The sequence below is a fragment of the Rhodococcoides kyotonense genome, from assembly GCF_900188125.1.
GTDB classification, from domain to species: domain Bacteria; phylum Actinomycetota; class Actinomycetes; order Mycobacteriales; family Mycobacteriaceae; genus Rhodococcoides; species Rhodococcoides kyotonense.
This window is the reverse complement of the sequence record NZ_FZOW01000010.1, coordinates 90,851-117,815: the sequence shown is the minus strand read 5'-3', so window position 1 is coordinate 117,815 and position 26,965 is coordinate 90,851. Positions and strand designations below refer to the sequence as shown.

Annotated in this window: 27 protein-coding genes; 17 read left to right on the top strand and 10 right to left on the bottom strand. The window is 63.7% G+C overall.

The features are described from left to right. Positions 1 to 68: 68 nt before the first annotated feature. Positions 69 to 1,406 (bottom strand): glucosylglycerate hydrolase, encoded by a 1,338-nt coding sequence (ggh, locus tag CHB96_RS17510; RefSeq protein WP_089248757.1) that lies wholly within the window; start codon positions 1,404 to 1,406, stop codon positions 69 to 71. A 118-nt stretch (positions 1,407 to 1,524) separates the two neighbouring features. Here ggh and CHB96_RS17505 point away from each other — a divergent pair, with 118 nt between their 5' ends. The 4 genes from CHB96_RS17505 to CHB96_RS17490 all read left to right on the top strand — a co-directional run bounded on the left by CHB96_RS17505 (position 1,525) and on the right by CHB96_RS17490 (position 3,774). Beyond that, positions 1,525 to 2,049, top strand: coding sequence for a DinB family protein (locus CHB96_RS17505; protein ID WP_089248530.1), 525 nt, complete (start codon positions 1,525 to 1,527; stop codon positions 2,047 to 2,049). A 10-nt stretch (positions 2,050 to 2,059) separates the two neighbouring features. Beyond that, complete coding sequence (locus CHB96_RS17500) at positions 2,060 to 2,731, top strand: SDR family oxidoreductase (RefSeq protein WP_089248755.1); 672 nt, start codon at positions 2,060 to 2,062, stop codon at positions 2,729 to 2,731. A gap of 94 nt (positions 2,732 to 2,825) precedes the next feature. Continuing rightward, complete coding sequence (locus tag CHB96_RS17495) at positions 2,826 to 3,329, top strand: GNAT family N-acetyltransferase (protein ID WP_245865820.1); 504 nt, start codon at positions 2,826 to 2,828, stop codon at positions 3,327 to 3,329. Positions 3,330 to 3,351: 22 nt separating this feature from the next. Further along, positions 3,352 to 3,774 (top strand): pyridoxamine 5'-phosphate oxidase family protein, encoded by a 423-nt coding sequence (locus tag CHB96_RS17490; RefSeq protein ID WP_089248528.1) that lies wholly within the window; start codon positions 3,352 to 3,354, stop codon positions 3,772 to 3,774. A gap of 39 nt (positions 3,775 to 3,813) precedes the next feature. Here CHB96_RS17490 and CHB96_RS17485 read toward each other — a convergent pair whose 3' ends face one another. From CHB96_RS17485 to CHB96_RS17470, 4 genes are read right to left on the bottom strand one after another with little or no spacing between them, the layout of a single operon-like run. Further along, on the bottom strand, positions 3,814 to 5,064 hold the full coding sequence (locus CHB96_RS17485) for an alpha/beta hydrolase (RefSeq protein ID WP_089248526.1): 1,251 nt from the start codon (positions 5,062 to 5,064) through the stop codon (positions 3,814 to 3,816). Then, the gene (locus CHB96_RS17480) at positions 5,061 to 5,306 is read right to left on the bottom strand and encodes a hypothetical protein (RefSeq protein ID WP_089248524.1); all 246 of its coding nucleotides are present in this window, start codon (positions 5,304 to 5,306) and stop codon (positions 5,061 to 5,063) included. The genes CHB96_RS17485 and CHB96_RS17480 overlap by 4 nt, the downstream gene beginning before the upstream one ends. After that, the gene (locus CHB96_RS17475; protein ID WP_089248522.1) at positions 5,303 to 5,920 is read right to left on the bottom strand and encodes a VOC family protein; all 618 of its coding nucleotides are present in this window, start codon (positions 5,918 to 5,920) and stop codon (positions 5,303 to 5,305) included. Before CHB96_RS17475 ends, CHB96_RS17480 begins: the two co-directional genes overlap by 4 nt. 11 nt (positions 5,921 to 5,931) lie before the next feature. After that, complete coding sequence (locus CHB96_RS17470) at positions 5,932 to 6,684, bottom strand: maleate cis-trans isomerase family protein (RefSeq protein ID WP_089248520.1); 753 nt, start codon at positions 6,682 to 6,684, stop codon at positions 5,932 to 5,934. A 250-nt stretch (positions 6,685 to 6,934) separates the two neighbouring features. Between CHB96_RS17470 and CHB96_RS17465 the strand changes: the two genes are divergently transcribed. The 6 genes from CHB96_RS17465 (at position 6,935) to CHB96_RS17440 (ending at position 16,639) form a co-directional block, all read left to right on the top strand. Next, positions 6,935 to 9,037 carry a hydantoinase/oxoprolinase family protein gene (locus CHB96_RS17465; protein ID WP_089248751.1) on the top strand — a complete coding sequence of 701 codons (2,103 nt, stop codon included), beginning with the start codon at positions 6,935 to 6,937 and terminating at the stop codon, positions 9,035 to 9,037. Positions 9,038 to 9,055: 18 nt separating this feature from the next. After that, the gene (locus tag CHB96_RS17460) at positions 9,056 to 11,377 is read left to right on the top strand and encodes a hydantoinase B/oxoprolinase family protein (RefSeq protein ID WP_089248518.1); all 2,322 of its coding nucleotides are present in this window, start codon (positions 9,056 to 9,058) and stop codon (positions 11,375 to 11,377) included. Continuing rightward, complete coding sequence (locus tag CHB96_RS17455; RefSeq protein ID WP_089248749.1) at positions 11,377 to 13,053, top strand: (2,3-dihydroxybenzoyl)adenylate synthase; 1,677 nt, start codon at positions 11,377 to 11,379, stop codon at positions 13,051 to 13,053. Before CHB96_RS17460 ends, CHB96_RS17455 begins: the two co-directional genes overlap by 1 nt. Before the next feature lie 28 nt (positions 13,054 to 13,081). Continuing rightward, complete coding sequence (locus CHB96_RS17450; protein ID WP_089248516.1) at positions 13,082 to 14,602, top strand: FAD-dependent monooxygenase; 1,521 nt, start codon at positions 13,082 to 13,084, stop codon at positions 14,600 to 14,602. A gap of 25 nt (positions 14,603 to 14,627) precedes the next feature. After that, the gene (locus CHB96_RS17445; protein ID WP_245865819.1) at positions 14,628 to 15,320 is read left to right on the top strand and encodes a TetR/AcrR family transcriptional regulator; all 693 of its coding nucleotides are present in this window, start codon (positions 14,628 to 14,630) and stop codon (positions 15,318 to 15,320) included. A 92-nt stretch (positions 15,321 to 15,412) separates the two neighbouring features. After that, a complete protein-coding gene (locus CHB96_RS17440) occupies positions 15,413 to 16,639 on the top strand; it encodes a glutaminase (RefSeq protein ID WP_089248512.1) in 1,227 nt (408 codons plus the stop codon). Positions 16,640 to 16,645: 6 nt separating this feature from the next. Here the strand turns inward: CHB96_RS17440 and CHB96_RS17435 are convergent, their stop codons facing one another. After that, a complete protein-coding gene (locus CHB96_RS17435) occupies positions 16,646 to 17,518 on the bottom strand; it encodes a LysR family transcriptional regulator (protein WP_089248510.1) in 873 nt (290 codons plus the stop codon). A gap of 71 nt (positions 17,519 to 17,589) precedes the next feature. Between CHB96_RS17435 and CHB96_RS17430 the strand changes: the two genes are divergently transcribed. Continuing rightward, a complete protein-coding gene (locus CHB96_RS17430; protein ID WP_089248508.1) occupies positions 17,590 to 18,792 on the top strand; it encodes an MFS transporter in 1,203 nt (400 codons plus the stop codon). Here the strand turns inward: CHB96_RS17430 and CHB96_RS17425 are convergent. Continuing rightward, positions 18,789 to 19,232 (bottom strand): Lrp/AsnC family transcriptional regulator, encoded by a 444-nt coding sequence (locus CHB96_RS17425; protein ID WP_089248506.1) that lies wholly within the window; start codon positions 19,230 to 19,232, stop codon positions 18,789 to 18,791. The genes CHB96_RS17430 and CHB96_RS17425 overlap by 4 nt on opposite strands. A 79-nt stretch (positions 19,233 to 19,311) precedes the next feature. On the opposite strand from CHB96_RS17425, the gene CHB96_RS17420 reads away from it, so the two are divergent. Further along, positions 19,312 to 19,980: an AzlC family ABC transporter permease gene (locus CHB96_RS17420; RefSeq protein WP_089248504.1), complete on the top strand. Its 669-nt coding sequence runs from the start codon at positions 19,312 to 19,314 to the stop codon at positions 19,978 to 19,980. Further along, a complete protein-coding gene (locus CHB96_RS17415; RefSeq protein ID WP_089248502.1) occupies positions 19,977 to 20,297 on the top strand; it encodes a branched-chain amino acid transporter permease in 321 nt (106 codons plus the stop codon). The genes CHB96_RS17420 and CHB96_RS17415 overlap by 4 nt, the downstream gene beginning before the upstream one ends. Before the next feature lie 62 nt (positions 20,298 to 20,359). Here CHB96_RS17415 and CHB96_RS17410 read toward each other — a convergent pair whose 3' ends face one another. Beyond that, a complete protein-coding gene (locus CHB96_RS17410) occupies positions 20,360 to 21,025 on the bottom strand; it encodes an SGNH/GDSL hydrolase family protein (RefSeq protein WP_245865817.1) in 666 nt (221 codons plus the stop codon). A gap of 191 nt (positions 21,026 to 21,216) precedes the next feature. On the opposite strand from CHB96_RS17410, the gene CHB96_RS17405 reads away from it, so the two are divergent. From CHB96_RS17405 to CHB96_RS17395, 3 genes are all read left to right on the top strand, one after another. Beyond that, positions 21,217 to 21,513 (top strand): nucleotidyltransferase family protein, encoded by a 297-nt coding sequence (locus CHB96_RS17405; RefSeq protein ID WP_089248498.1) that lies wholly within the window; start codon positions 21,217 to 21,219, stop codon positions 21,511 to 21,513. Between the two features lie 42 nt (positions 21,514 to 21,555). Continuing rightward, positions 21,556 to 21,909, top strand: a complete 354-nt coding sequence (locus CHB96_RS17400) for a HepT-like ribonuclease domain-containing protein (RefSeq protein ID WP_089248496.1) — start codon at positions 21,556 to 21,558, stop codon at positions 21,907 to 21,909. A 225-nt stretch (positions 21,910 to 22,134) separates the two neighbouring features. Beyond that, positions 22,135 to 22,806, top strand: a complete 672-nt coding sequence (locus CHB96_RS17395) for a thioesterase domain-containing protein (protein WP_089248494.1) — start codon at positions 22,135 to 22,137, stop codon at positions 22,804 to 22,806. Between the two features lie 280 nt (positions 22,807 to 23,086). Here the strand turns inward: CHB96_RS17395 and CHB96_RS17385 are convergent, their stop codons facing one another. Then, positions 23,087 to 24,850: an AfsR/SARP family transcriptional regulator gene (locus CHB96_RS17385; RefSeq protein WP_089248490.1), complete on the bottom strand. Its 1,764-nt coding sequence runs from the start codon at positions 24,848 to 24,850 to the stop codon at positions 23,087 to 23,089. 58 nt (positions 24,851 to 24,908) lie between these two features. On the opposite strand from CHB96_RS17385, the gene CHB96_RS17380 reads away from it, so the two are divergent. Beyond that, the gene (locus CHB96_RS17380; RefSeq protein WP_089248488.1) at positions 24,909 to 25,694 is read left to right on the top strand and encodes an SDR family NAD(P)-dependent oxidoreductase; all 786 of its coding nucleotides are present in this window, start codon (positions 24,909 to 24,911) and stop codon (positions 25,692 to 25,694) included. Here the strand turns inward: CHB96_RS17380 and CHB96_RS17375 are convergent, their stop codons facing one another. Next, the gene (locus CHB96_RS17375; protein ID WP_089248486.1) at positions 25,695 to 26,954 is read right to left on the bottom strand and encodes a lipase family protein; all 1,260 of its coding nucleotides are present in this window, start codon (positions 26,952 to 26,954) and stop codon (positions 25,695 to 25,697) included. Between the last annotated feature and the right edge of the window lie 11 nt (positions 26,955 to 26,965).

Here is a 26,965-nt window from a genome sequence, read left to right as displayed (position 1 = left end):
GGTGAAGTTACACAGACCTTGTGAGTGAAAATGTGTAGTGGGCTATACATTTTCACTCACGAGCCGCCTCAGCCCAACCAGTCCAGAACCGCCGCCGCCGTCCACGACTGCTGCATACTCCCGAGTGGTTCGCCGGTGAACGGCTCGTAGTACTCCGCGAAACTTCCGTCACTCGCTTGGCGCAGCCCTTCCTCGCGCAGGTTCAGCGATCGTTCGGCCCACCCGCGCCGCGAGAACGCCCACGAGAACAGCCACGTGATGACGGGCCACACCGGCCCGCGCCAGTATTCGCGCGGCCGAAAGTCCCGCGAGACCGGAGACGTCGACGGCGGTACCGCATAGCGCAGGTCGGGATGCCCGCAGAATCTCGTGCCCTCGAACGTGCGCAGCAGCGTCCGTTCCTGCTCCCGCGCCAATCCGCCGCACAGCAGGGGCGCGAACATCGCGATGGTGTCCGTGGAGATCCAGCGACCGGCCCGCAGGTCGTAGTCGCGGGCAGCGCCGGAGCGCTGGTCCGTCGTCGCGATGACGCCCTTGCGGAACTTCTCGGCCCAGCCTCGGAGTTCCCGGACGTCGGAATTGGGTTTCGAATGCTCTTCGCCGATGGTCGCCAACACGTCGCACGCCATCGCGAACACTGCGCTGACGAAGACATCCTCGACCGCGAAGCTCATCTTCGTCGCCAGGGCCGCGTCGTCGTACCCCGCATGTTTCATTTCTTCGACGAGCCAGATGTACCGGTCGTATTCGTTGTTGGTCGGACGCTGCGACGCGTCCGTGATGACGGCATGGTCCTCGCGCACATATGGCGGCATGACTCCAGCAACGACATTCCTGTACGACGCATCCCAGCGCGGCGAGTTGTCCATGCCCGATTCCCACCCATGGAACAGGGCGATGCGGCCGTTGTCCTCGATGTCGCGCGCTTCGGCGAGCCAGCGATGCCATCGGACGAGGTTCTCCCAGCGACGATCGAGAAACTCCTCGGCGACGGCCCGCGTCGTGCGGCCGTGGCGTCGGGAATGGTCGAGAATCCGCTGGACGGCGATCGCGTGCACCGGCGGCTGCGTGATGCCCGACGTCTGTGGCTCGGTCGGCGCGTGCGCGGCGAGCTGTCCTGTCTCCCAACGGGCTGGGCCGGGGAAGTACCCGTCGACGCCGTTTGCGAAGACGATGTGCGGAATCATGCCGTTCTTCCACTGCGCCGACAGCAACGTATCGAGCTCGACGACGGCTCGCTCGACGCTCAGCGGTGCGAGCCCGACGGAGACGAACGCCGCATCCCAACTCCACATGTGGGGGTAGAGGCGGGGCGCCGCACTCGTCATCGTGCCGAGGTCGTTGCCACGGAGTAGATAGGCAGCCCGCGCGGCCAGTTGTGTCGAGGTGAATCCACGGTCGCCCATGCATTCCAGTTTGCGACGGATCACAAATTTCCGCTTATCGAGGAGAAAATCTTTTGCGGACCGAACGTGACCGCAATGGTTTCTAGAGTTGTTCTCACCAGCCCCGAAAGGAATCGCAATGACCCTCACCGGTGAGAAGGCCGACATCCTCCGCATGTTCGCCGATCAGCGCAAGAACTTCCTCATCACCGTCCGCGGCATCACGGACGAGCAGGCCAGGCAGCGCACGACCGTCAGTGAACTGACCCTCGGGGGATTGCTGAATCACGTCGTCAGCAACGAGAAGAGTTGGATGAAGATCATCGCGGACATGGACGAGACGGCCGAGTTCGACATGTCCCGCATGGGCACCGAATACGTCATGGGCGCCGATCAGACAGTCGAGGGATTGATCGCCGAGTACTCCCGCGTCGCCGAAGCCACGGACGCGGCCGTCGCCGATCTGGACCTCGACGTCCAGGTACCACTCCCGACCGCGCCGTGGGCTCCCGAACGCGCCTGGCAGTCGGCGCGTTTCACGTTGCTCCACATCCTGCGGGAGATCGCGCAGCACGCGGGGCACGCCGACATCATCCGCGAGTCACTGGACGGTGGAAACACGACGATGCAGATGGCCGTCGATGCGGGGATGAAGTTCGACTAGTTTGGAGCCCGTGACTCCAACAGCTTTGGTGACGGGTGCGAGTCGCGGCCTCGGCGCGGCGGTGGCGAGGCAACTCGCGTCCGATCACGGTGTGTACCTCGGCGGACGGACGGAAGAGTCGCTGGCAGAGATCGCTCGGGAACTGCCCGGTGCGACGCCGTGGCCCGTGGATCTGACCGATCACGACGCCGTCGTCCGGGCCGCTCTCGAGATCGATTCGCTCGACGTGCTGGTCCACAACGCAGGCGTCGCATCGCTCGGGTCCGTCGCCGAATCGTCGATCGACGACTGGCGCCGGCAATACGAAAGCAATGTTCTGGCCGTCGTCGCGCTGACGCAGGCGCTCCTTCCTGCTTTACGACGGGCAGGCGGCCACGTCGTCCTGGTCAATTCGGGTGCCGGTCTGCGCGCCAACCCCGGGTGGGGCGGTTATGCCGCGTCGAAATTCGCGTTGCGCGCATTCGGAGACGTCCTGCGCCAGGAGGAGCCGTCGCTGCGCGTCACGTCCATCCAACCGGGGCGGATCGACACCGACATGCAGCGGGCGATCGTCGCACACGAGGGTGACGAGTACGACGGCTCGAAGTTCCTGCAGCCCGACACCGTCGCGCGTGCAATCCGAAACGCCATCGACACTCCCGCCGACGCGCATCCGACGGAGATCGTGATCCGGCCGCGGTAGGTGGAAGTTCTTACAACAGTGGCGCTTGTTTACAACGCCTGCGGGCGTTGTAAACAACTGGCGGTGTTGTAAGAAGCTCGGCGATACTGGCCGCATGATCATCGTCCGACGCGAAGTGCCGTCCGAAAGACCCGTGATTCTCGACGTCATTCGCGCCGCTTTCCGGAAAGGCTCCGAGGAGCCCATCGAAGTGGGCCTCACCGAAAAGCTGTTCGACGACGGTTACATCCCCGAGCTTTCACTGGTTGCCATTACGGACGGGCAGATCGTCGGATATGTGATCGGAACTGTTGGGCACATCGGCGACACCGAGGCCATCGGGATCGGGCCGCTCGCGGTGTTGCCGAAGTTCCAGGGACAAGGCGTCGGGCAGGCGTTGATGCATGCACTGATCGGTGCAGCGGAAGCCGTGCACGGACGAGTGCTGGCTCTACTCGGTGAGCCCGAGTACTACTCGCGCTTCGGGTTTCGTGCCGGGTCCGAGGTGGGCGTCGAATCACCCGACGCGGCGTGGGGCCACTACTTTCAGGCACTGCAGCTCACCGACGGCCCGGTGAACGGTGCGTTTCGATATGCGAAACCCTTCGACGAGTTGTAGACATCGACCTAGGCTGGCACCCATGCCATTGTCGAAATCGGAACGTGAAGAGTTTCTGTCCGAGCCGCACATCGCGGCACTGTCGGTGTTCGCCGGCAACGATCGAGGTCCGCTGACGGTACCGATCTGGTACCAGTACACGCCCGGCGGTGAGGCCTGGGTGCTCACCGGCAAGGACTCCAAGAAGGCCGAACTCATCAGGGCTGCAGGTAAATTCAGCCTCATGGTCGAGCGAGTGGAGCCCACGATTCGCTACGTCGCGATCGACGGGCCCGTGTTGCGTGAAGAGCCGGGTTCACCCGAGAAGTCCCGCGAAATGGCGAGCCGCTACCTCGCGCCCGAGAAGGTCGACGGTTACCTCGAGTTCGAGAAGACCATGGGCCCGCAGGTCTCGTTCTACCTCGACCCGAAGCACTGGCTGTCCGCTGACATGGGCTCCATCTAGTGCGCTCCGCGCCCGTGCGTGCGTAGTTGGTCCCGGTTGTTACTTTGCGCGCACGGGCGGCGGAGCCGCATCCTCCAACCACGCGCCGATCTCGGCGGCGGCCAGAGACGCACCCGTCGGCGCATCGGGCGTGATGGGTCCGCCGAAGTGTGTGCCCTGCACCGCGACTCGGGTCTTGTCCCGAGAGCCCAGAGATCGAAACATCGTGTCGGCATCCTCGGGGAAGCAGGCCTGGTCACCGGTCAGTTCGACGAACAGCGACGGCACCGTGACGCCGGGTGCACAGCGAACGAAGTCCGCATTGGTGGACAGCCCCGACCACGTGGACAACCACGCATCGGGTGTGGACAGTCGTCCGAATCCAACCAGCCCGTAGTTCGTCAGATCCGGTCGACGACCGAACAACGACCCGTACGGCCGGTCGTTCGGGCTCAGCGACAGATCCACGAACCTGGGGTCGGCGTCCGTGCGGTACACCGTGAGAACCCTCGGCGCCAAGGCATTTCGACGGTCGATCGGGTCACTGCTCGCCTTGTACCGCCGGCGCGCATCCGACGCCTCGGCCACACGAGCACGGGCGATGCCGTCCAACCGCTCGATGCGCCGGAGCTGGGCACTGCGATACCGACCGAGGAATTCCTCTGTGTACGACGAGCTCGACGGTGGCTCGGCGAATCCGTTCGCCGGGTCGAAGGCATCCAGATCGGGGTCGACGGACATCGGATCGGACTCGTCGACGACGGACGGGTCGATCAATCGCAGCAGCAACGCTCCCTGCCCTGGGTGCGGCGCCATGAAGATTGCGCCGTCGGGCAGAGGCATGTCGGCCGCAGCGAGATCCACAGGTCGCCCAGCCGGGGTTGTCGTCAATCGCTCCGAAGGCGGCAGACCTGCCTGCTGGTGGTAGAACGCAAACAACGTCCCACCACCCGAATGCCCCAATGTCGCAACATGATCGAACCGAGATCGCACGAACACCTGGCCCGCAGCGACGTCGAGTAGGGCTTGCTCGTGCACCAGCGACAGGTCGTTGTTCACGGACCGCGTCCCCTGAGTCCACACCGCGTACCCCCGAGCCAACAGTTCGGGTACCAGGACGTGGTGCGTGAGATCCTGCCGCGGATGCATCAATGCGACGACGACTCGCGCACCGGGAACAGTACGCAGAACGCCACTCACCTTCGCGCCGTCGGCGGTGGTCAACTCGTGCACCGACGTGACCGTGGAGGACGGCGCCTCGGCCGCGTCGATGTACCGACCGGAGCCCAGCCTGGTGGTTCCCGACGTCATACCGACTCGATCCTCATCGCATCCTTGTCCCATTGGATGATTCGAGATCGATGCAGTCCCGACACACTCGAATACCAGACCGCATGCCTGCACCCGGTCGCGCGACGGTCGATCAGGATCTCACCGTCGGACTGGATCCGAAAGTACGGTCCCACGTGATCGATCACCACCGCAGGATCCTCATCGGCGACGGCGGCGATCGTGGTGTTCTCCGGAACGTCCAACACGAACACTGTGGTCATCGCGACACCGCCCAGTCCGCCGCCCGTTCGACGATCAGTTCAGCCTTGCGCGTCAACAGATTCGCCATGCTGGGGTCAGGGCCACGCACGACGTCGATGAGCGCATCGATCGTGAGGTTCGCATCCAGATCTTCCTGAGGCGTCACCGGACGCATCGCGCGGGTCAGTTCGATCATGTACCCGTTCGGGTCGTGGGTGTAGATCGATTCGATGGTCTCGTGCTGGATTTGCATCTCGACCGGCCATTCGCTGCCGTCGAGACGTCGCCGGTACTCCATCAGATCGTCCTCGCTGTCGACGTGGATCGCGAGGTGCCGCGATCGGATGAAGAAGATGGGTACGTCGTCGGCAAACCGAGAGTACGAATCTCCCTGTGGGCCACCGTCGAACGGTTCGAGTCCGAAGTAGTAGAAGAACGCGAGCCTGTCGTCGTTGCCGATGTCGAAGAAGAAGTGGATGAAGTCCGGGTGCTTCTCCGGGCCCCACCCTGCGGCGCAGATGGAGTGCACGACGGGGAACCCGAGTACATCTCGGTAGAACTCGACCGTCGCCGCTGGATCGAACGTCGGGTAGGCGACATGGTCGACGCCTTTGACCTTGTGGGGGAGAGACATGTGATCCCTTTCTAGAGAGCTACTGCCGCGTCGGACCGGAGCAGAGATCCTGCATCGGGTAGATCGACAGGCAGGTCGAGAGCGCGGAGCAGGCTGTACGCACCGGCGGTGGCCGCCGACAGAACCGGCAGACCGAACTCCTCTTCGGCCACCTGAACGAGGGGCAGCGACGGCATCTGCACGCATGCCGAGATGACGAGAGCATCGACGCCCGTCAGATCCAACGACCGTGCAGCCTCCATCACGCGGTCGCCGGGGATGCAGCCGACCTCGGCGTTGTCGGACACCTCGAGTGCGCGCCAGTCGACGACACGGAAGCCCTCCGCCTCCAGATACTCGACGACCTTCTCTGCGAGCGGCTTCATGTACGGCGTCACGAGCGCAACGGACGTGGCACCCAGGGCATGCAGCCCTTCCACGAGCGCACCCGCACTCGACCTGACCGCGGCATCGGAACCACCAGTCGCCAACTGTTCGGCCACGAGACCTTCGACGCGTTGGTGTTCACCGGGGCCGGCGGCCATGAGCGCGACGAGACATGCATACAGAATCGCGTCGACGTCGGCGTCACCCAGTTCGAGAATGCACCTCTCACGCTGGGCATTCATCGCACGAAGCTGCTCCGGCGACACCGCCTGCATGCGCATACGGCTCGAGTGAAACGAGAACTGCGCGTCTGTATGCCGCGCCAGCAGTTCCGGCATCTCGGTTTCGACGGTCACATTGGAACTCGGTACGACGAGTCCGATGCGGTGGTGGGTCATGGTGTGCCCCTCACTTCGGGAGTTTTGACGCTGATGACGAGTATTCGACTCTGACGAAGATTCGTCAACCCCTGGACGGCCATTCGGGCACCATGAACGAGGGGTGACCGCGCTCACAAACACCTCTTGACATGTCTTCGTTAACGTCGAATACTCGACGCAGACGTAAGCGGTGTTCGAGGACGCAGTGCTCACGAGCGCTCTCACACCCCACCGACGTCTTCGACTCGGACCAAAGGAGCACACCGGCATGACCTACGTGATCGGAGTGGACGTCGGCGGAACGTTCACAGATGCAGTACTCGACGACGGATCGGGCACGGTCGTCGCGGCGAAGGCCCCGTCGACACCACCCGACTATTCCCAGGGCGTGATCGACGTACTCGAAGTCCTCGCCGCCCAGCTCGGACGACCGGTCTCGGAGATGCTCGCGAACACACACCACATCGCGCACGGCACCACGTCGTCGCTCAACGCGCTCGTCATGGGCAACGTTCCCCCGGTCGGCTTCCTGACCACCAAGGGTCACAGAGACTCGATCTACATCATGAACGTCGAGGGCCGATACCTCGGGAGATCGCCCGAGCAACTACAGAATGTGCTGAGCCAGAGCAAATCTCACGGTCTCGTACCCAAGAAGCACGCACTCGAAGTCACCGAGCGACTCGATCGCGACGGGAACATCGTTGTCGCGCTGGACGAGGACTCGGCTCGCGCCTCGATCAAGAGCCTCGTCGACGACGGAGTATCCGGAATCGCTGTCTCGCTGCTGTGGTCGTTCCGTAACCCAGTCCACGAGAACCGTATTCGTGAGCTCGTGCACGAATACGACCCGACCATGTTCGTGTCGCTGTCTTCGGAGGTCAGTCCCCGCATTCGGGAGTTCGCGCGCAACGCGACCACGATCATGAGTACACAGATCGGACCAGGCCTGCGGGACTACCTGGGCTCGCTGGAGTCGAAGCTTCGCGCGCTCGACCTGGCCGGTCCACTGCTCGTCATGCAGAGCAACGGTGGTGCCGTGGCTGCAGCGGAAGCCCCGAAGAACGCCATCAGTACCGTCGGTTCCGTCCTCACCGGTGGAGTCGTCGGCGCAGTGTCGCTCGGAAAGCAGCTCGGGCACAAGAACATCATCGCCACCGACGTCGGCGGAACCACCTTCCTCGTGGGCCTCGTCGTGGACGGCGAACCGGTGCGCGCATCGAGCACCATCATCAATCACCACCCGATCAACGTCCCCACTCTCGAAGTGCACGCCATCGGCTCCGGTGGTGGCGCGATCGCCTGGGTCGACGGCGGTGGCAACCTGCAGATCGGACCACACAGCGCTCAGGCGGTGCCCGGCCCCGCCTGTTACGGCAACGGCGGAACCGAACCCACCAACGCCGACGCGAATCTCGTTCTCGGCATTCTTCCCGAACGCGGCCTGCTCGGCGGGCGTAAACCACTCGACAAAAAACTTGCGCGCGAGGCTATTCGACGCCGTATCGCCGAACCGCTCGGCCTGTCGATCGAGGATGCAGCCGCAGCCATATACGCAGTACAGAATGCCCAGACCGGCGATCTACTCCGTAAGACCGTCGTCGAGGCAGGCCACGACCCGCGCGGATTCGTCCTCTACGCATTCGGCGGTGCCGGACCTGCCCACTGTGCAGGCTATGCCGCAGAGGTCGGCGTCAAGGAAGTCATCGTCCCACTCGGGCAGGTGGCATCGGCCTTCTCGGCATACGGCCTGGCGTCGTCGAACATCGTTCTTGCTGCCGAGCTGTCCGATCCCGCCGCAATGCCGCTCGATCCCGCACGCGCAGAAAGCAACTTCGACGGGCTGGAGAAACGAGTACGAGAAGCATTGGCACGCCAGGGATTGTCGTTCGCCGAGATCGAGGTCGAACGCGAAATCGACATGCGCTACACGATGCAGCTGGCGGAAGTCGCGACCACCATTCCCGAGGGCACACTCGATTCCGCCAGCATCGCGCACGCGTCGGACCTGTTCGAACAGCGGTACGCCGATCTCTACGGCAAGGACAGCGGGTTCCGCGAGGCGGGAATCCAGGCCATCACGTACAGGGTTCGCGCGACGGGTGTTCTGCCGTTCTCACCGACGCTGCCCGAACTCGATCGCGCCGAATCCTCGGACGCATCGGTGGCTCTCATCGGGTCGAGGCAGGTCTGCCTGGACGGCCGAATCGGCTACGTGGACACCGACATCTACGACTACAGCAAGCTCGCCGCAGGCCATGTCATCACCGGCCCCGCGATCGTGGAAGTCCCGACGACGACAGTCGTCGTCCCCCACGGCACCACCGGCACCGTCGACCGCCTCGGCAACCTGAACATCGTCGCCAAGTAAGCCTCCAGGAGTACCGAAATGACATCAGCGATCCCCGGTTCCGAGATCTTCTCGAGTCGACCCGTCGACCCGGATGCGTTATCTCGTTCCCTCCCAGCGAGCGTGCCGATTCATACCGTCACCCAACAGCAGATCGACGACCTCGACCCGTTGACGTACGAGGTCATCCGGCACCGGTTGTGGTCGGTGACCGACGAGATGGGCGAAGCCCTCAAGCGTATGTCGGGCTCACCCATCGTCACCGATGCCAACGACTTCGACTTCGCGATCAGTGACGAAGTGGGACAGGAGGTTCAGGTCGGCCTGTACAACACCATGCTCGTCGGCGCCGTCGACCTTGCGATCTACTGGACTCTGCAGCACCGGGCCACCAACCCCGGAATCGAAGAGGGCGACATGTTCCTCTGCAACGACCCATGGGTCGGCGGGGGACTTCACCAGAGCGACGTCATCGTCTACCAGCCGATCTTCCACGACGGCAAGCTCTTCGCCTGGACGAGCGCGATCTGCCACGAACCCGACCTGGGCGGCTCCGGCCTCGGCTCGTTCGATCCATCCGCCAAAGACGTGTTCTCCGAATCCCTTCCGACGCCGCCCATCAAGGTGGTGCGTGGCTACGAACTTCAGCGCGACGTCTCCGACGCCTGGGTACGACGCTCCCGAGTACCGATGCTCGTCGGATTGGATCTGCGGGCCAAGATCGGTGCCAACACCGTCGGCCGCAATCGAATGCTCGCCGTCATCGAGCAGTACGGCGCGGACACCGTCAAAGCCGTCATGAAGCGCATGATGACCGACGCCGAATCGCGGCTACGCAGCAAGCTCACCTCGCTGCCCGACGGGACATGGAAGGCCACCGGCTACCAGGATCAGTCGAGCGTCGGCGATCGCGACGTCCACAAGATCACCGTCGCGATGACGAAAACCGCCGACCACCTGACGTTCGACTTCACCGGCACCGACAAGCAGACCGGCGTCATCAACTGCACGTACGCCGGGATGCGCGGCGGCGTCATGCTCGCCCTACTGCCGATCCTCGCGGGTGACATCCCCTGGTCGGCCGGCGGACTCATGCGATGCTTCGACCTGATCTCCGAGGAAGGCACGATCAACAACGCCAGCTTCCCCGCGGCCGTGAGCCGTGGCCCGATCGGACCCGCTTGGCTGACCGGCAATCTCATCGCCGAATGCCTGTCGCAGATGCTGGACCGCTCCGTCGACCTCGGCAAGAGCGTGCAGGCAGCCTGCTGCGGCACCTGGGACACCGCTGTCATCGCCGGACTCGACGAGCGCGCCGAACAGCCCGTGCCGTTCCTCAACATCATGATGGAACCGATGGCCGGTGGATATGGTGCGAGACCGACCGCCGACGGAATGGACACCGGCGGCCTCTTCTGTATCCCGATGGGCCGCATCCCCGACACCGAGATGACAGAATTCCTGTATCCCTTGCTGACGCTGTGGCGTCGGGAAGAGCCCGATTCCGGCGGGCCGGGTCGCCAACGCGGCGGCGTCAGCGCATCACTTGCCGTCACCCCGTACGGGACGTCGCTACCCATGGGCCTCGTGCTTGCATCGGCGGGCAAGGCCGTCGCGCAGAACAACGGCATGGCCGGCGGCTATCCCGGCAACACAGGTCTCGAAATCCTCGCTCGCGGAACCGATATCAACGAACAGTTCGCCGACGGCAAGATCCCGGGAACGCTCGCCGAGGTCGCCGGTGGCCAGGAATTCGGCCCCTGCTACGCCGAAAGTTACGTCGCGCCAGGCGAAGTTCTGTACATGCACTGGCAGGGCGGAGGCGGGTACGGCGATCCGCTACACCGTGATCCGACTGCCGTCGTCGAGGATCTCCGCGAAGGCAAGGTGACCCCGGAGGGAGCCTCGACCGTCTACGGGGTCGTCGTCGACGCGGGTGCCGTCGACGAGTCGGCCACGGAACAGCGTCGTCGAGAACTGTTGGCACAGAGGAAAGCCCGATCGACGACGCACGGCGACGCCCCAGTCATGGATCTGACGCTCGGACGGCGACTGGACGACAACCTGTCCGAGATCACCGTCGGCGACGTCCGGGTCATCGCCTGCGCGCAGTGCGGACGACTACTCGGAGACGAAAAGGGCACGGGCACTCTCGATCTCGCTCGATACGAAGGGCCGACCACCGAGGCAGGACCGCAGGTGACCTCGGATCCCCGTGAATACGTCGACACCCCGATCGTCTTCCGTCAGCTCTGCTGCCCTGGGTGCTGGACGGCGATCTACTCCGGCATCGTTCCGGCCGATCACCCCGATCACTCGTTGGAGATCTCCAGGCTGCTGCCGGCAGTTGCGGAGCGGTGATGTCGACGTACTCGAATTGGGACGGGCGATTGGTGTCGTACCCGGAAGACAGGGCGCAGCGTTACCGCGACAGTGGTGCGTGGAGTTCGGAGCCCACCGGTCGACGATTCCATGACATCGCCGTCCGCTATCCGGAGCGGATGGCGGTGATCACCGTGGACGGCTCGATGACCTACGCCGAGCTCGATCGCCGCACCGATGCCATCGCGGCCGGCCTGATCGACATGGGGTTCGCCCGCCTCGAGCCCGTGTTGTTCCAGCTGACCAACAGGCTGGAGACGGTGCTCGCCTGGTACGGATGCATCAAAGCCGGACTCGTCCCGGTTGCGACGCTGGCAGCACACAGAATGCACGAGATCGGGCACGTCAGCACGGCCGTCGGCGCTGTCCTGCACATCGTCGAAGCAGGGTTGCCGTCGTTCGACCTGGTCGAGTTCGCACATAATCATGCGGCCGGCAGTACCACTGTGCGCCAAGTGATCTCGGTAGGCGGCGGTGATGCACGTCGCCTGGAAGACATCGGACTCGGGATCGATCCGGCCAGAGCCAGGGAGGCCGTCGAATCCGTCGAGGCACAGACCGATCCGCAGGACGTCGTGGCGTTTCAGCTGTCCGGAGGCACGACCGGTGTTCCGAAGGTGATTCCCCGCATCCACGCCGAGTACTGGAACAATGCACTGCTGTACGCGCAGCGGCTGGAATGGACGTGCGACAGCCGCGTCGCGCACTTGATCCCGATCATTCACAACGCCGGCATCTCGTGCGGTCTGCACGCGTCGCACGCCGTCGGTGCGTGCCTGGTTCTCGCGACGGCGGATCCCCGATCCGCCTTCGATCTGATGGAGTCGGCGCACGCGACCGACGTCTTGATCGGACACGGCCACTACCAAGCCGTGCTCGATCCGGACTTCGACCGACTACGCGGCCATCTGCGTCGCGTCGTACTGTCCGGCGCCAAGGTGTCCCCGGAACTGATGAATCGGGTCGACGACGGCGAGACTCACTGGGCCGGTCAGCTGTTCGGCATGTCGGAAGGACTGTTCACCGTCACCCCCGTGTCGTCGCCTCGCCACGCGCGGCTCTCGACGGTCGGCACTCCGGTCTCCAAGGACGACGAGGTGCGCATCCTCGATCCAGGTACCGAGATCGAGCTACCCGACGGGGAAGTCGGCGAGCTGTGCTGCCGTGGTCCCTACACGATCAGTGGCTATTTTGCTGCACCGGAACACAATCGGACGGCATTCACCTCCGACGGCTTCTACCGCACCGGTGACCTGGCATCGGTGTCCGTCATCGACGGAGATCGGTACGTCACGATCGAAGGGCGGATCAAGGACCTCATCAACCGAGGCGGCGAGAAGATCAACGCAGAGGAACTCGAGGTTCTGCTTGTCGAACATCCGGCGATCGTGAGTGCTGCCGTCGTCGCCATGCCTGATCCGCGGCTCGGCGAGAGAACGTGCGCGTACCTGGTCTCGTTGGGTGACCCGTTGACGTTGAGCGAGATTCAAGACCATCTGACGCGTCTGGGCGTAGCCAAGTTCAAATGGCCCGAACGGCTCGAATGGCTCGACGAGCTACCTCGAACGAATGTCAACAAGATCGACAAGAAGCGCCTACGTGTGGAGATCGCGGACAAAGTGCACTCCGAGAACACCGTCGGGTCTGCCTCGTAACACGCTGTCACAGACTGGAGTAGTACTCATGAAACTCGACCGCGTCGCAGTTGTCGGCGGTGGCCCCGGTGGCCTCTACGCCGCGCGACTGCTCAAACTGTCCAACCCGGCCGCGGACATCACCGTGTACGAGCAGAGTTCGCCGGATACGACGTTCGGATTCGGTGTCGGCCTCGCGTCACGGACACAGCGAAATCTCCGCGCGGCCGACGCTGTCTCACTGGACGCCATTGTTGCCGAGTCATATTCCCACGAGATGTCGATGCAAGTGGGCGATCGAACCGCACGACTGGCGCACGGCGACCTACTTGCGATTGCACGCACGAGCTTGCTGTCTATTTTGCAGGAGCAGGCCCTAGCGGCAGGTGTTCGGCTGGAGTTCGGAACACGTTGCGATCCTGCGGATCTGGATGCGGATGTGGTCATCGCGGCCGACGGAATCAACAGCGCGACACGGCAGGCCGAGCCGGCGTTCGGTGCGGACACCACCACCGGTTCCGGTCTTTATCTCTGGTGCGGAACGGATTTCGCGCTTTCCAGTGCGATCTTCGTTCCCGTCACCACAGAGCACGGAACCTTCGTCGCTCACGCATACCCGTATGCACCGGACCGCAGCACGTTTCTCATCGAGACGAACGAAGAGACCTGGCGTCGGGCAGGTTTCGACACGATCGATGATCCCACCGGAGACAGCGACGAGGCGTCGCTACGCTATCTCGAGAAGGCGTTCGCCGAGACGTTGCAGGGACACGAACTGATCGGTAATCGAACCCGCTGGATGCGCTTTCGCACGGTCTCCTGCCGCAACTGGGCCGTCGGAAACGTCGTTCTTCTCGGCGACGCCGCCCACACGGCGCACTATTCGATCGGTTCCGGCACCAAGCTGGCGATGGAAGATGCCATCGCGCTCGACGACGCTTTGGCCCACGCAGACACCGTCACCGACGCACTTGTCGAGTACGAGAGGGTGCGTCGCCCGGCCGTCGAACACTTGCAGCAGATCGCGCGTCGGAGCGAGCATTGGTGGGAGTCGTTCCCACTGAGAATGCACTTGCCCGTCGAACAGCTGATGGTCGCGTACATGACACGCGCGGGCAAGGTCGGGCTGGAGCGGTTCCTCGAATCGGCGCCGGCCGTCGCGTGGCGTGGAATCGCGGCGTATGCACAGGTGGACGCGGGTTCGACTCCGTCCGATATCACTGCATGGGTCCTCGAGCAGCCGTTGAACCATGCCAGTGCCACGTTCACCAGCCGGATCGCACCTGCGGAGCTGCGGGACGAACCGTCGACCACTGTTCTGTCCGTCGACGTGGAATCCGCGTGGAACGAGAAGGCAACTGCTCTGGTCGACGAGGCCAGTGCCTGCGCCACCGTCTGGCTGACCGGCCTGGACGACCGAGCTGCCGTACTGACCCGGCTCGACGTCGCAGAAAGGATGATGATGACTTCGGGCGCACTCGTCGTCGTCGAAGTTCCGGAAGCGTGCAGACCGGATGCCGTTGCGGGGCTGGTCAGCGCGCGTACACACCTCGTGTCGGTGGAGTCGTGAATACCGCGACAGTTATCCTTCGTTCATGACACGCGAGGGATCCGCGCGCAATCCGCGTCGAGAATTGGTCGAGAATCAGATCCTCGACCAGGCGACGCGGTTGTTTGCGGAGAAGGGCTTCGCCAGCACGACACTGCAGGACATCGCCGACGCCACCGGGCTGACCCGGCCCGCGCTGTATCACTACGTGGCGAACAAGGACGAACTGTTGTCACGACTCGTCAGTGAGAGCACCGAGACACCGGCTGCCGTGCTGCACGAGATCAACGAGCAATCCGATCTAGGGCCGACGGAGAAGCTACGCAAGATGGCAGCCGCGATCGCACTCAATCAGGCACAGAACGCCGATCGATTCAAGCTCGTCATCAGGTCGGAAGCCGATCTGCCCGAGGAGATCTCGCGGACGTTCCAGCGGAGTCGCCGTCATGTCCTGAAGGAATTCGTGGTGACGATCGAGGCAGGAATCAAGGCAGGGGAGATGCGCCCCGTAGATCCGCGCACGGCCGCCCTCGGCATCATCGGAATGGTGAACTGGGTTGCCTGGTGGCACCCGAGTGGCGACGGCGACGCGGACCGAGCCGTCGCAACCCAGCTCGCCGACATGGCCATACGTACCGTCGTCAAGGACGATGCGGCGCCCGCGACGCCCGAGGGCCCGGAACGCGCCATCGCGATGCTGCGCCAGGATCTCGACTATTTGGAGCGACTGTTGAAGTGAGCCGCACCTTTCCCGCCGACATCGAAGTTACGTCGCACTTTCGGTGAATTTTCGTACACAACCTCGATCTCGACGGATGATAAATTCCTGTCGTGAAGTCACCGGTTCCCGATTACCTGCAGGAAGTACTCGACAGCCTCTCGGAGAACACCGACGGCCACGTCGCCGACTACATCCCCGACCTCGCACACGCGAACCCCGACGTCTTCGGCATCGCGGCGACCACGGTCGACGGTCGCACTCATTCGGCAGGCGACGACGACGTCGAGTTCTCCATTCAATCCATCTCGAAGCCCTTCGCCTACGCGGCTGCCCTCACCGATCGCGGGCTCGGCGCGGTCGCGAGGACCGTCGGTGTCGAACCGTCGGGCGAGGCCTTCAACGAGCTGTCACTCGAGGGCGAGTCGCGACGACCGAAGAACCCGATGATCAACGCAGGCGCCATCGCGACGCACTCGCTACTGGGCGGCTCGGTCGACGAAAGAGTTTCTCGCGCACTGAGTTTCTTCTCGACGCTCGCCGGACGGCAGTTGTCGGTCGACGAATCCGTCTGCCGCTCCGAGCTGGACACCGCCGATCGCAACCTCGCCATCGCACACATGTTGCGCAACTACGGAATTCTCGCCGACGACGCACATGCCGTCGTCGAGGGATACACGACACAATGTTCCATCAACGTGACGGTGCGCGACCTGGCCATGATGGGTGCGACACTCGCCAACGCGGGCGTCCATCCGGTCACCGGCGAACGCGTCGTCACGAGAGCTGTTGCACGACAGACTCTCTCGGTCATGGCAGGCGCAGGCATGTACGACGCGGCAGGCCACTGGTTGACCTCGGTCGGTATTCCCGCGAAAAGCGGTGTGGCGGGCGGGCTTCTGGGTTCGCTCCCAGGACAGGTCGGCATCGGCGTCATGTCGCCGCGACTCGATGCGCACGGCAACAGTGTTCGCGGTGTCAAGGCTTTCCAGAGACTGTCCGACGACATGGGCATGCATCTGATGGAATCCGAACCGTACGGCTCCTCGGTGCTGCGCAGCATGTCGGAGGTCTCGGGAGAGTTGGTCGTCGAACTGCAGGGTGTCGTGCAGTTCAGTGGCGCAGAGCGCGTGCTCGACGCGTTGGCCCGCGACTCGGGTGTCGGCACAGCCGTTTTCGACGTCTCCCGCGTGGACCGGTTCTCCGACGTCGGCCGCCGGATGGTGCTCGAGGGTATGCGACGCGTCGCCCTCGACGGCAGGAATGTCGCGCTGGTCGATCCCGACGGAGTGCTACCCGATCCCGACCTCGGCGACGGACGGTATCCGCAGGTCCGCTGACCGGAACTACAGGCGATGGCTCAACAGGTAGTCGGTGAACGCCGTCGTCACCGACGTGGTGTTGCCAGGGTGGGTGACGACGGACACCGTGCGGGTCGGTGCGTCGACCACGTCGATCGCGTGCAACGTCGGGAACAGTGACGCCAACGACGACGGCAACAAGGTGACACCCAACCCGGCCGCCGTGAGCCCGGCGACGAGGTCAGCCGAATCGGCTTCCACCACGGCCCCTCGGCGTACCGACGACTGCATGAACGCGTGGTCGGTCTGCATCCTGGCTTCGCTGCCTGCAGGCCGGTCGATCGTCGTCATGCCGTCGAGTTCGGACAGCTGAACGGTGCGGCGACCTGCCCACTCGTGCTCGGCCGACACGAACAGTGACAGCGGTTCGGTCCACAACGCTGTCGCCGTCAGCCCGGTGTGCGTACGACCGGGCGCCAGGCCGACGATCGCGAGATCCAGTGCCCCTGCGGACACACCCTCCAGTGAGTCGGCGCTACCCCTCGGCAGCAGCGACACCGTCGTACCCGGGTGCGATTCCGCAAGCGCGCCGACGGCCGCCACGACGTCCACGCGGGTGAGAGGAACGATCATGCCGACGCGGAGGCGTCGTACCTCGGTGTTCGACGGCGACACGTCGGAGACCAGGCGCGACACCGCGCCAAGGACCCCGTATGCCCGTTCCAGGAAGATGTGTCCGGCCTTCGTGATGGTGACGCTTCGGCTCGTCCGATTGAACAGGTCGACGCCCAATTCCCGTTCCAGATCACGGATTTGGCTGCTGAGTGCGGATTGTGCGACATGTAGCCGCGCTGCCGCTCGGCTGAAGTGCTGTTCCTCCGCTACCGCGACCGCGTACTGGATATGACGAAGCTCCACGGCGTCATACTATCTTCAAGAGAGATGAATCATGCTGATCGATCTATTGGACAGCTCGTTCGCAGCGGGGAATGCTGTTGGTCGTGAACACCACCACTGGCATCAGCACCCCTGTCGTCGCATTGATGGCCGTTGCGACGGGCTTGAGCGCAGGCGGCAATTACCTCAATCAGCCGCTGCTCGATCTCATCGCAACCGAGTTCGGCGTCTCGCAGTCCGCGGCTGCGGTATCGGTGACCGTCGCACAGGTCTCCTACGCGCTGGGACTGCTTCTACTCGTGCCACTGGGTGACGTCGTGGATCGACGCAGACTCAGCGTCGGGCTCATGGTGCTCGCCGCGACGGGACAGGCGATCGCAGGCTTCTCGCCGGGGCTGTCGTGGTTGCTGGTCGGGACCGCAATGGCCGGATTGTTCTCCGTCGCAGCACAAGTCATCGTTCCGTTCGCTGCATCCATGGCGCACCCGTCGCAGTCGGGACGCATCGTCGGCATCGTCATGGGCGGGCTCCTGACGGGTATCCTGTTGGCGCGCAGCATCTCCGGCGTGCTGTCCGGGATCACCGGCTGGCAGGGCGTGTATCGACTTGCCGCGGTTCTGATGTTGCTGTCGGCCCTCGGACTGTGGCGCGTCCTGCCACGCGGTTCGACGACGGCAGGTGTTTCCTATCTACCGGCGTTGGCATCGATGGGCACGCTCGTGCGTCGTTACCCTCGGCTACGCGTTCGGTCGCTGCTCGGGGCGCTGTCGTTCGCATCGGTCAGTGCGGTGTTCGCGACGATGACGCTGCTGCTGACCACCGAATACGGCTTCTCCGCGGCGCAGATCGGACTCATCGGCCTGGCGGGCGTCGCCGGTGCGCTGATGGCGTCGGTGGCCGGACGGTTGGCCGACCGCGGATATGTTCAATGGGCGACCGGTACATGCGTCGTTCTGCTGGTTGCCGTGTGGTCGTTGTTCGCGGTCGGCGGTCGGTACTGGATCGTGTTCGTGCTGGCATTCGTACTCGTCGACCTGGCGCTGCAAGGCGTGCACGTCAGCAACCAGAACGTCGTGTACGCGCTGGAACCTGCTGCTCGAGCGCGCATCAACTCGATCTACATGACGACGTACTTCGTCGGCGCATCCGTCGGTTCGGCTGCCGGGACCTTCGCGTGGACGCACTTCGGCTGGACGGGCGTCTGCCTGACGGGTGCCGCCTTCGCAGTGTTGTCTCTTCTCACGTGGCTCCGGGACCTGCACCTGAGCCGAGCCGGTGAACTGGTCGCAGTCTAGGGAGCGTCGGTCTTGATGATCTTCATCGTGATGCGGGAGTCCACTCGTGAGATCGCCGGATCGCCCATGAGCTGCGTCGTCAACCATTGCTCGTAGGCAGCGAGGTCTGCGACGCGGACACGGATGAAGTAATCGGGAATGCCGAACATCCGGCGGAGTTCGGCCACCTCGGGCATCGCCGCGATCCGATCTTCGAACGCCTGGGTCGTCTTCAGATTCTTGGAGATCAGGTCGGCATGAATGGTGACCTCGAATCCCTTGCCCATGCGTGTTCTGTCGACGATCGCCGAGTACCCCCGGATCACGCCGTCTTCCTCGAGCTTGCGCACCCGACGCAGGCACGGGGCAGGCGTGAGTCCGACGCGTGCGGCCAGATCCTGGTTGGACAGACGACCGTTTTCTTGGAGGAGCAACAATATGTGCTCATCTACCGAATCCATGCATTCATATTGCCGTTCGGGTGCCAACTCAGCAAGATCGGGCAATAATTTCACAGCTTGATTTTTCTATCATTGCGTCATGGTCGTGCAACAAGAGGTGAGGACGTCGTTCGTCGACGCATCCCGGTCCGCCGGTGTCGTCTGGGTGGGGTTGTTCACGCTCGGAATAGGATTCGGCGTGCTGGTGACGTCGCACGGCTTTCCGTGGTGGCTCGCGCCCATCATCTCCGGCGTCCTGTTCGCCGGATCGGTGGAGTTCATCATCATCGGAATGTTGGCAGCCGCCGCACCGATAGCAGCGATCGCCGTGACGACCCTGCTGGTCAATTCGCGCCACCTCTTCTACGGACTGTCCTTCCCGCTTCACCGCGTCGACGGCCGATTCGCCAAGGGCTACAGCATCTTTGCCCTCTGCGACGAGGCCTTCGCTCTTGCGTCCAGCCGTATGCGCAGCGGCCAGATCCTGTGGACGCAGTTCGGTCTGCACGCGTCGTGGGTCGTGGGTTCCTTCGTCGGTGCGCTGGTCGGACATTCGGTGCTCGGCGATGTGCAGGGCTTGGACTTCGTTCTCACCGCCCTGTTCGTCGTGCTCGCTCTCGACGCGTACCGCGCGGACCCGAACAAGGTGACGCTCGTGCTGGCCGGGGCGTCGGGAGCCGTCGGTTTGCTGGTGGCGCCGGGATCCATGCTGGCCGTCTCGATGGGCGTGTTCACCGCGGTCCTGATCGTTCGGCACTTCCGGTCATGACGACGTACATCGCCGGAGCGCTCGGCGTTGCGGTGGCGATCACCTTTGCGCTGCGAGCGATACCGTTCGCCGTCCGATCTCGACTCCGCGAATCCGCACTGCTCGACTCGATCGGGAAGTGGATGACTCTCGGCGCCGTCGTCATCCTGGCGCTGTATGCGCTGTCGTCGATCGATGTGTCGACGGAAAACCACGGGGTGCCGCAGATCGCCGGTGTTCTCGTGACAGTCGTCGTACACCTATGGCGTCGTAACGCGGCGTTGAGCATCGTTGGCGGGACCGTCGTCTGCGTCGTGCTGCAGAACTGGGTCCTTTAGCCATTCCGCCGAGATCGAGGTTGTGTACGGATTGTGCGCGATTTCACGGCATAACTTCGATTTCAGCAGCTGTTGATCCGCGGGATTCCCAGGCGTGACAGGTCGTCGAACATGCGGTTCGCCATCCGCGCGTGACCACGGTTGTTCGGATGAATGCCGTCGGGTGCGTAGTCGGTTGCGGCGTTCAGCCACCCCTCGGCCTGTGGGTCGAGGAACGTGACACCGGTAAGGGCAGCCGCGTCGCGGAGGGTGCGTCGTACACCGTTTATGTTGTCGTGCTTGGCATTCGGAGCGCCTGTCGGTCCGACGACGACGATCCTCGCTTGCGGCGCGATCGCTCGGAACGTGAGATACAGGCCGGTCGCGGCGGCGAACAATCGGCCGTCGCCGCGATCGTTTCCGCTGCCCTGGATGATGATGACGTCGGGGATCGTCGACGCGGCTTTCGCCACTCGGGGCAGGCTGACGAACGGGTCGGAGCTGGCGGCATACCCGCTGCCCGAAACCGCGACGAGGTTCGGGACCCAGCATCCCCGCGCAGCCAGGACCTGCGCAAAGCCGAGGTTCGCGCCTGCCCCGACACCCGCGCTGAACGAGTCGCCGACGATCGAGACCCTCAGGGGCGCAGGGGCGGCGACGGTGGTTTGCCCGAACAGAATCGACGCAACAGCAACCGCGACAACGACGACCAGTCGCAGCACTCGCCTTCGCGGGACGATATCGATCACCGGCTGATCGTAGATTCGCCCCCGCCATCGACACGGAGGATTTGGTGGTATTCATCCGGACGGGTGAGTACCGCCGAGATCGAGGTTGTGCACGCATTTCGGCCGGAATCGCGATGCAACTTCATTCTCGAGGTCAAAAATGGTGCGATCGCGTCCAACCCCGCGCCTTACTGCTTCGCTAGAATCGCGCTATGGCACTGTCAGCCAATGAACTGAACCTACCCGTTGAGCTCGCTCGACTCCGCGAGATCCTCGAACGGCACAGCGTTGCCGAGGCGTCTGTTTTCGGAAGCTACGCACGCGGGTCGGCTGGGCCGGGCAGCGACCTCGATCTGCTGGTCGAATTCAGTCCCGAAGCTGATCCGTGGGAGTTTCTTGCATTGCAGGAAGAGTTGAACTCGATTCTCAGCGGGGGAGCTGACGTAGTCACAAGACTCAACAAGCACTTCGCCCAATACGTCGAGCCCGACCTCGTGCGGATCGTCTAGCCGAGAACCCACACACTCGCATGACGACGTTAGGACCAGGCCATGCCGAAGACACCCGCACCCTACTTGGCTGCGGCAATCGAGGCCCTGACGAAGATTCGATCCGCCCGTCCGTCATCCGCCGTCGAGCTCGAGACTAACCACTTGCTATGGGACGCGACGCTGATGCGTGTTCAGGTAGCCGGCGAGTATCTCTCGAAAGTGCGAGACAACTTTCCCGAGTACTACTCCGAACATCAGGACGACAGCTGGCACAAGCTGATTGCATTGCGCAACATAATCTCTCATGCGTACAGCGACATCGATCCGATCATCATGTGGGACGTGATCAGCAATCGGCTCGACCCTCTCAACGTTCGACTCCTGTCCCTGGCCGATGAGCTGGCAGCGGACTGACGGCGACGCGTAGACCTGCCTGCGCAGGGTATCGATTACTGGGTGATCGTAGATTCGCCGTCCAGATCGAGGTTGTGCACGCGATTCGCACCATCTGAGGACATAACTTCGATCTCGTGGGGCGGCCGTGACCAGACCGCAATGAGAGCTGGGTAACACATCGGGCTTCCCACCCGACATATTCGTCAGTGCAGAACGACGACTCGACCCCCTCGGAGGCTCAGCATGACCGTTGTCAACGATTACACCCAGCTGGCCTACAACGAGACCGTCACCGCCTACGCCACCCCCGCCATCGTGCCCATTCGCACCACAGGAACCCAGGCACCCGTTTTCTGCATCCACCCGATCGAAGGTCTGACCAGCTGCTACGCCGAACTCGTCGAGCACATCGACGAGGATCGCCCCGTCTTCGGAGTCCAGGCGATCGGGGAGCGGTTGGATTCGTTGACCGCGCTCGCGGCCCGCTATGCCGACGACATCCTCGGGGTCCACACCGATGGCCCTGTGCACCTGCTCGGCGCCTCGTTCGGGGGACTGCTCGCGCATGCAGTGGCCATCGAACTGCAAGGACGCGGGGTGAAGGTCGACAGCCTGGTCCTCGTGGACAGCAATCCGCTCGAACGCCGCCCTCAGGACAACCTGCTGGCCCGCATGGGTGACGTCATCGACCGCAGCCGCGCCGAAGAACTACTGGCCGTCGCCGCTCACAACGAGGAGCTGGCAAGCCGTCACTTCCCTGGTGTCTTCGTCGGCAACGCCTTCGTGGTGTCCGGAATCGAGTCCGACGGCGGACCGGCATGGCACGCGTTCGTAAGCGGGGCCGTCACGAAATACCTGGTTCCCGACGCCTCGGCCTTCGGCCTGGTCGGGCCGTTGGTCAATCGTTTCTTCTGACATCAGAGGGGACCGCGATCATGCCGCACGGAATCCGCAGCGTCCTCTGGCGACACCGAACCACCAGTGCGGGAAGCTGCGCGGTTGAAGACCTCATTGGCGGTCGGCCGTCGGGCCGCGTCGACGAGTATGTTCCTGACATAGGTTTCCAGCGACTGATGCACTTCGTCGGTACGTCGCAGCAACGTTGTGTATACGTCCTCGGGCAAGTCATCGATCTGCAGAGTCGGCATAACGCCACTATCCTCTCGCACAGTCGAGACCACGATCTATTTCACGCTCAGCGCGCCGAAGCCGCCAACTGCTCCAACAGCGGCGCGATCGGACCGAGATCGATGCAGCCACTGCCTGCCGCCCGTTCACCGGCCGCAGGCAACAAGGCGTCGTACGCCCGACGCATCGAATTCTCATGTCCCGCAGCAAGACCCGCGAGCCCGACGAGGTACCAGCACACCTCGGACATCAGGTCACGCGGAGGATCCGGAATGTCGTCAAGCGCACCCGGGCGCGCCCACGGTTCGTAGGGACCGACATCGCCGTCCGGCACCGGCTTTCCGCTCCGGACAGCGGCCGTCAGATCCGCCAGCGGCCTCAAACCGTGTCGGAAACCAGCCATCTCGGCGCCATCCGGAGGCTCGGGTCCGTCCTCGAACGTGTACCGAAACCACGCGCTGAACACGGACGCGAGAGGACGGCCGAAGCGTCGGGCAAGATCGTCGATCTTCCGGGCTTCCACCGAGGCCGCTTCGATGGCGTCGAGCGCACACAGCGACTGCATCCGATAGATCCGGCCAGCGATTTCGAACGTCGACAGTTCCGATTCGGCTGCCAACGACACTATTTCCTCAGCGATGTCGAGACGGTCAGGTGCCAATCCAGTCGTCGCGAAAGTCTGTAGGTACCGCGCGCTCAGGGCTGAACACAAGAGTGCCGGGTCGCCGAGGCGTCGGGCAATGCTTTCCGCTTCGACAGCCTCGGCCATACGGCTCCCGACGCCGCGCGATTCCATCGCGATGACGGAAAGAAGCCGCGCACGAACACGTTTCGACGCGTCAGCAGGAAGCACTTTCAGCGTACGGTCTGCCGCATCGACGATCGCCGCCGACAGCTGGGGATCATCCGACCGCGTCCAGCTGCCGGGCACGTCGTAGCCGACGATCACCCGTGCGGTCAGCTCAGGATCACCCAACTGTTCCGCGGCGGCGATGGTTGCACGTCGTTGCGTTGTGGCTGCACCGACCGAACCCGACAGCGCCAGCAAAGGTACCAGGGCAGTGGCACTTTCGAGTTGCGAACGGGAACCCACCTGAGCTGCGGTCTGCATCAGTATCGAATCGTTGTCGAGCCCGGGGTCCCGCGTCAGAATCCGCTGCTCGAGGTCGCCCAATCGATCACTCGGATCGAGGCCGAGACCTTCGGTGAACATCACGCGAGCACGGCGCAAGACCGCGAGCGCATCCGCCTGTCGCCCAACGCGATACAACGCCAACGCATAAAGCCGCCACCCCTCGTCCCGCCACGGGTGCTCGTCGACGAATGCGTCCAGCAACAGGATCACGTCCCCCGAACGACCCTGTGCGAGCATCGCTTCCGCATGCTCTTCGATCATTCCCGCCCGCAGGTCCGCAATTCTCGCGCGCTCTCCAGCCGCCCAGGGCCGCGTCGTGAATTCTTCGAAAGCTGTTCCGCGCCAAACATCCAACCCGGTCTCGAGCCCCGTCTCGACGCGCCACAGGTCCACACTGCACTGCTCGAGCGCGTAGCCTGCACCTCGCGTCACGATCACGTTCGACGGACTCCGCGGTGGACGCGTCGGCTCCAGGATCTTGCGGAGCTCACCGATGAACGTCCGGACCGATCCGACGGCGCCGGCGGGAGCGTCATCCCACAGGTCGTCGACCAGACTCGCGGTCGAGACAGTCCGGCCGCGGCCGAGCACCAGCAAGCAGAGAAGTTCGCGATGACGCGGCTTCGTCAGTGGCAACGCCACCCCGTCGATCTCCGCTTCCACCTGGCCGAGAACGCGGACTCGTAACTCGCTCACCGGCCGAAGTCTAGTTCGCGCTGATCGAGCGCTGATCGGTGCGGCCGACGATCATGGAATGGATCTGAAACTTACCGGCAAGACCGCCTTCGTCAGCGGTTCCACCCAGGGCATCGGCTATGCCATTGCCCGAAGCTTGGCTGCAGAAGGCGTCGCCGTCACCATCAACGGTCGGGACCCTGTGAAGCTCGACAAGGCCGTGGCGTCGTTGCGCGGCGAGGGCGCAACGGTCGACGGGATCGCGGCTGATTTCTCCGACGTCGACCAGGTCTCTCGGTTGTGCGACACGCTTGCCGACGTCGACATCCTCGTCAACAATGTCGGGCTGTTCGACCTGGCGGAGTTCGAACAGATTTCCGACGACGAGTGGCTGCGATACTTCGAAGTCAATGTCATGAGCGGGGTCCGGCTGGCCCGTCGAATCATGCCTTCGATGCTGCACAAGGATTGGGGGCGAATCGTTTTCGTCAGCAGCGAATCGGGAGTGAACGTCCCTGGGGACATGATCCACTACGGCACGACGAAGGCCGCGATGCTGGCTCTGGCCAACGGACTCGCCAAGCTTACGAAAGGTACTGGGGTGAACGTCAATTCGATCCTCGGCGGACCGACCTACTCGGATGGCGTCGCGCAGACCGTCGAGTCCATCGCCGACGCACAATCGATCTCGACGGGCGATATGAAGGCAGCGATCATCGGCGCGAATCCCACGTCCTTGCTGGAGAGATTCATCGAGCCGAGCGAAATCGCGAACATGGTCACGTTCCTCGCGAGCCCCGCGGCGTCGGCGACGAACGGGTCGGCGGTGCGCGTCGACGGGGGCATCTTGACGACGTTGCTGTGATCACGGCACCGGCGTCGGCGCGAGACTGTTGCCTGGCCCGATGACAGCGCAATTGCTGTGCGTCGGCAGGTTCGCGAAGCGGTCACTCAGGAACTGAAAGCCCTGAGCTTCGAAGGGCGGGAACGCTTGTTCGTGATTGAGGCCGTCGTACTGCGCGTACTGGACATCGGCACCGCGGCTGCAGTATTCGTGCGCCAACGCCTCGACGTCGGCGGTGATCATGACGGTGTCGCCGATGGGATCGGAGTGCCCGACCGCCAGAAACAACGGAGCACTCGGCGTTCCGGAAATGCCCATGATGTTGTCGTTGACGATCTCGACCACCACCGGGACGTCGAGCAGCGACGTGTACGGAGGTTTCACCATGTCGGCGTCGGTGAGATCCGGGTAGTCGTCGGCGAACTGAGCGATGCATTCTTGATCCACTTGGTCGACGACCTGAGCGCCGTACTCCGACAGAAACAGGGACGTGTCCAGTCGGTAGGCACGCTGGTACGCGACGACCAATGCCGGTATCACCCCTGCCCACTTGGGGCTACCGCTGACGTACGGAAGATTGTGCGCGAAGTCGACGGGAACGCCGCCCGCCGCGACGCCGACGATGTTCAACTCCGGTGCGTAGCGCGGCGCGACCTCGGCACCCCACTGCGTCGGCACGGATCCACCCGAGTAGCCGATCAGCCCGACGGGCGTGGACGTCGGAATCTGCAGAAACTGTTGAGCCGCCCGCACGCCGTCCAAAGCGGCGTACCCCGACTGCCGCCCAACCGTCCACTCCAGCTCTTCACCCTCGTAATCCGGTGCGACGACGGTATATCCGGCCGCGAGATAGCCGGCGATGACGGTCTGTTCGGCACTCGCGATCGGGCTCGTCGCACCACCGCTGAGCGTGTACGACGGGTCGCACTGGGAACCGAGGGCGTCGTAGGCCATGTGGTACGAGACGATCTTTGTCGGCCCCGGAATCAGTGGTCGGAGCACCGTCGCAACGGTCACGACGGCGTCGCCCTGCTGGTCGGTGGTCCGATACAGAACCTGGTCACCCTTGATGGGGGTGGCGTGCGTCGGCGTCTGGAACGTCATCGGCCGCGTCCGCAACACAGTGCCCGGAGCGACGTCGAGCGAACCGTCGTAACTGTAGAACGGGTCGTCGGCCGGGATCGGCGAACCTGGCCCGGGATCTGCCTGCGCGACATAAGCGCTGGTACAGACCATGAACGAGATCAAAGCGAGGACAAGACCTTTACCGACCCGTGACATGAGATGAATTA